General features: G+C 38.8%; 5 protein-coding genes. 2 read left to right on the forward strand and 3 right to left on the reverse strand.

Annotated elements, in window-relative coordinates:
- The 3 genes from atpD to H7254_RS13905 form a co-directional block, all read right to left on the reverse strand.
- Window positions 1-1,346: F0F1 ATP synthase subunit beta (atpD, locus tag H7254_RS13895; protein WP_301933535.1), on the reverse strand; the 1,346-nt coding region annotated here is incomplete at its 3' end.
- A gap of 217 nt (window positions 1,347-1,563) precedes the next feature.
- Window positions 1,564-2,307, reverse strand: a complete 744-nt coding sequence (gene ppk2 / locus H7254_RS13900; RefSeq protein WP_301933536.1) for a polyphosphate kinase 2 — start codon at window positions 2,305-2,307, stop codon at window positions 1,564-1,566.
- Window positions 2,308-2,393: 86 nt separating this feature from the next.
- The gene (locus H7254_RS13905) at window positions 2,394-3,113 is read right to left on the reverse strand and encodes a PRC-barrel domain-containing protein (RefSeq protein WP_301933537.1); all 720 of its coding nucleotides are present in this window, start codon (window positions 3,111-3,113) and stop codon (window positions 2,394-2,396) included.
- 689 nt (window positions 3,114-3,802) lie between these two features.
- Here H7254_RS13905 and H7254_RS13910 point away from each other — a divergent pair.
- Window positions 3,803-4,312 (forward strand): hypothetical protein, encoded by a 510-nt coding sequence (locus H7254_RS13910; protein WP_301933538.1) that lies wholly within the window; start codon window positions 3,803-3,805, stop codon window positions 4,310-4,312.
- Between the two features lie 26 nt (window positions 4,313-4,338).
- On the forward strand, window positions 4,339-4,549 hold a 211-nt coding region (locus H7254_RS13915; protein WP_301933539.1), incomplete at its 3' end, for a hypothetical protein.

Genomic DNA, 4,549 nt, shown 5'->3' on the forward strand with positions numbered 1-4,549 from the left:
AAGTCTTTAAATTCATCTGCCAATATCCGCTCACAGCCACTTAAAGCATCTTCCAGGCTTACCTGTTTTCCTTTGATGCCGCTAAATTGTTCGGTGGCAAAAAATGGCTGGGTAAAAAATCTTTCCAGCTTTCTTGCCCTGCTTACTACGCTGCGGTCTGTAGCTGACAATTGTTCTAAACCGAGCATGGCAATTATATCTTTCAGCTCTTTATATTGTGCCAGTGTTTCCCTTATTTGTTGTGCAAGGTTGTAATGCCTTTCGCCGATGATGCCGGGCGTGCACATTTTAGAGTTGGATTCCAACAGGTCAATGGCAGGATACAATCCTTCACCAGCTTTTTTACGGGACAAAGTGATAGATGCAGAGAGATGTGAAAACGTGTGCACCGCTGCAGGATCGGTCAAGTCATCTGCGGGAACATACACCGCCTGTATAGATGTGATAGCACCCGTATCGGTATTGGCTATGCGCTCTTCCAGCTTAGATAACTCGGTACCCATTGTTGGCTGGTAACCCAGTCGGGAAGGCATCTGCCCCATCAACCCGCTTACCTCCATACCTGCTTGTATAAACCTGAAGATATTATCTATCAGCAATAGCACATCCCTTCTTTCGTCATCCCTGAAATACTCTGCCATGGTTAGTGCAGCGTGCCCCACGCGAAACCTTGCACCGGGTGGCTCATTCATTTGCCCGAACAACATCACCATGTCTTTCAGCAAGCCAGCTTCTTTCATTTCTGTATATAATTCCTGCCCTTCGCGGCAACGTTCGCCAATGCCGCAAAACATACTTACGCCTTTATTATGCCCCACCATATTGTGGATCATTTCTGTAAGCAAAACTGTTTTGCCAACACCGGCACCGCCGAATAAACCGGCGCTGCCACCACGTTCCAGCGGTATCAATACGTCTATGGCTTTTATGCCTGTTATAAATACTTCCGATTTTGTGGAACGCTTTGCAAGTGTTGGCGGATTTTGGTGGATATTGCGCTGCTCCATGTTTTTTAACGGCTCGCCTTTGTCGATGGTATTGCCAAATACATCAAACATGCGCCCCATTATATTTTTACCAATTGGTACGGTTAATTCTTTACCACTGGCTTGCACCATCATACCTCTTGATAGCCCTTGTGTTGGTGTAAGCGCAATTCCCCTCACCTTGTGGCCATCCAATTGTGTCAATACTTCTATTGCCACATTTTTATCCTTTCCGGTATGCAGCAAGCTATTGATCGCAGGCAAATCGTTTTCAAAAAAAACATCCACTACGCTGCCACGAACGGAAATAATTTTGCCGTTATTTATTTTGTAGGTTGTTTCGTTTGAAGGCTTATTCATTAATAGATTTATATTTTATACCTTCTAAATATTGACAAAAGAAAATCAATACTTATTATAAAAGCTTATACTAAACCGGCAGGTAACTGTGTTTTAAAATGACCAACACGCTTACTTGGCGCTTAGTCAAAACTCTTACAAACATCATGAAAGGAAAATGATGAACTGCAGCACTTATACTGATTGCTATCAGGCTATACATTCCTTTTTACTAAAATCAATATAACTTATCGGCTATATTTTTCCCGCTTGCGGGAAATACTTCCCCATAATCATTTGACAATAATTTTTTGTCTTTGTTTTGATATTGCAATTCGCTAAGAAGGTGTGTAATAAGAGCGATATGGGTTTTGCTTTTATCATCTGCCTTAACTATAAACCAGGGAGAATGCTTAAAATTTGTTTTCGATAGCATCTTGTCCCTGGCATCTGAATATTCTTTCCAATAGTGTTGTGCCTGGTCATCAATGGGGCTTATCTTCCATTGCTTCAGCGGATTTTTTTTGCGGTCGAGCAGCCTTGCCTGTTGTTCTTTTTTACTAATATCCAGGTAATATTTCAGTACGATAAAGCCTGCATTAGCCAACATTTCTTCAAATAAACCTACCTGGGTAAAAAAAGTTTTATACTCTTCATCTGTGCAAAACCCCATCACTTTTTCCACCCCCGAACGGTTATACCAGCTCCTGTTAAAAATTGCAAACTCTCCTGATATTGGTAAATGAACAACATAACGCTGAAAATACCATTCCAGCGATTGCCTGTCGGATGGCTTGCCTAATGCCACTATTTTTGTTTCCCTTGGGCTAAGGTGTTTTGTAATTCTTTTGATAGTGCCATCTTTGCCTGCGGCATCCCTGCCCTCTAATATTACCAGCAATTTAAGGTTGGAGGATATGATTTCCTTTTGAAGCTTCACAAGCTCTTCGTATAATTTATGCAATATCTTTTGTTCTTTCATTAAATATGATCGTACAAGTATCAAGCCCCGTATGCTGGCAAGCTTTTAAATTGCCGCTGCATGGTTATTAGCTGGTTAAGGAGGGGTTATACGGATTTGCCGGTAGTTAAAGTTGTTTCATCAAAAGATGGTTCATCTTTTATAAATGCCATAGAAACGTCCAGCATAATCTTAAAATCGTACGACTGTATTTCTTTAACATGGCGAACCGGTATCAACACTTTATGCCCTCCAATCCAATTTTGTGTATCAATTACCAAGTCAGTAATTTCCCAGGTTGTATCATCAATAATAAAATCTTTTACATGGCCGATATCGCCATCGGTAGCATGGATGTAGTACCCGGAAACTGCTTCAGTGCTTCGTAAATGCGTATCATAATCTGCATGGTTATTTGCAGCATCATTCTCCTTTATAATTTCTTCATCTACAACCGGGGGAAGATCCATTACAGCTGCAGAACCTCCTGCATAAAATCCGCTTCCACCATAACGTTCCCACGCATAATGGCCATACATTTCAATTTGCTGCTGATGAGAAACGGGCTGGTCTGTATCAATATCAGGGCTGGTTTTTATCTGTTCTTTAGTTAGGTTGACCGGAAAGTTTTTATCTGCCCAATGTGTCACCAATAGCGCTTGGGGTGCAATCAATACTTTTTTATTAGAGAACCAATTACCGGTTTCTACAATCAGGTAACGGATAGCCCAAGTTTCATCATCAAAATAAAACTCCTTTACTTCGCCGATTTCGCCATCTGTGGCAGCCATTTTAAAACCAATCAAACTTTTAATATTGTGTTGCATATATTTATATTTTAATTTTTAATGAGTTCCGACAAACTAACTGTTCGGTAAAAATCAAGGTGTGTAAATCATTATCTTTTTTCTCTTCACTAACAGAAAGGGACTTTGGAGAAGAGATAGGCACGGTAATAACTACTTTAAATCAATTACCCGAAAAGTATGGTTAATAAATCCATCGTATATAATCCAAATAAGAATGGCCCCTCTATTTAATTTAATGTGATATCAAATTTGAATCCATTCGCACATTTAAAAATTACCACCTAATAATCTTGCTCAGGATAATTACTATCAATAAAAGCAATAATTCTATTATACCGATGCATGGGAATAACCAAGCCTTCATAAAAAGCTAAACAATCATATACACGAAATGGATTCATGCCAAAATAATAATTATGTGAAAAATGGTTTATCCTTTTACAATAACAACTTATATAAACAACCAAAAGTTGAGCGAGTTTTGATCATAATTGATTACATAAATATTTAAAGAAGTTGCATCTTTTACACATTAACAGTACAATCATTTCCTATACATTAATAAAATCTTCAGAAAGAACTTCTTACGCTAAAAGGTGGAAACCGGTTTAAGCAATATTAGTACGGCAATTAAAGGAAAATAAAAGTGAAGGATGATTTCCGTGCGGCCTTTTCCAATTCGGCACGATATTGCCACCTGATTAATTATGTTCAAAAAAATAAACTGGAAGTTCACTGTCACTGCAGGGGCAATAGCTTCATTACTATTTTGTATTTGTGCATTCATTTTTATCAAGTTGGCAGACTATACTGCTTCGTGGATATTGTATGTTGGAAGCCTTTTGTTTTTCTTTACAATTGCTATTACAACTGTTAAAGCAAGTAAGATAAGGGGAGGCGATGAAAGTACGGGTGGGCTTGTATTTGCATCACTAGTAACTACTATCGTGGGGGTATTATTATCGGTACTTTTTTGTTTTTTATTACTGATGATAATGGATAGTGGTTTTATTCTGTCTGGCCCTTCAAGTAAAGTACTTAAGGATGCACCCTCTACCACCATCCATAGCAAAACAGGTGGCCTTGCTCCAGAGCTGTTTGCAGCGGCTACCTTGTTGTGTTTCTTCAACGGAGCAATCGTATCTGTTATACTGCCGTTTTATGTAAAACGTACTCAAACGAAAGATGATAAAGATCCTACTCCTTTTAAGCATTAATTAGTTAATCAATAAAATCTAGCATTATGTCAACTATTTATATGAAGCCTGCAAGGAAAATATTCTTCATTGCGCTTATAGCCTTTTCTTTTACTGCCTGTAATAATTCTTCAGGCGATGCTGTGATACAAAAGAAAGTGGCTGCATTAATTGATTCGAGTAAAAACTATTCAGGCACAGAAGCAAAAGTTGATAACGCAGTGGTTACACTAACGGGTACCTGCAATGGCGATGGCT

The sequence above is a fragment of the Ferruginibacter sp. genome, from assembly GCF_014377975.1.
Taxonomy (GTDB): domain Bacteria; phylum Bacteroidota; class Bacteroidia; order Chitinophagales; family Chitinophagaceae; genus Ferruginibacter.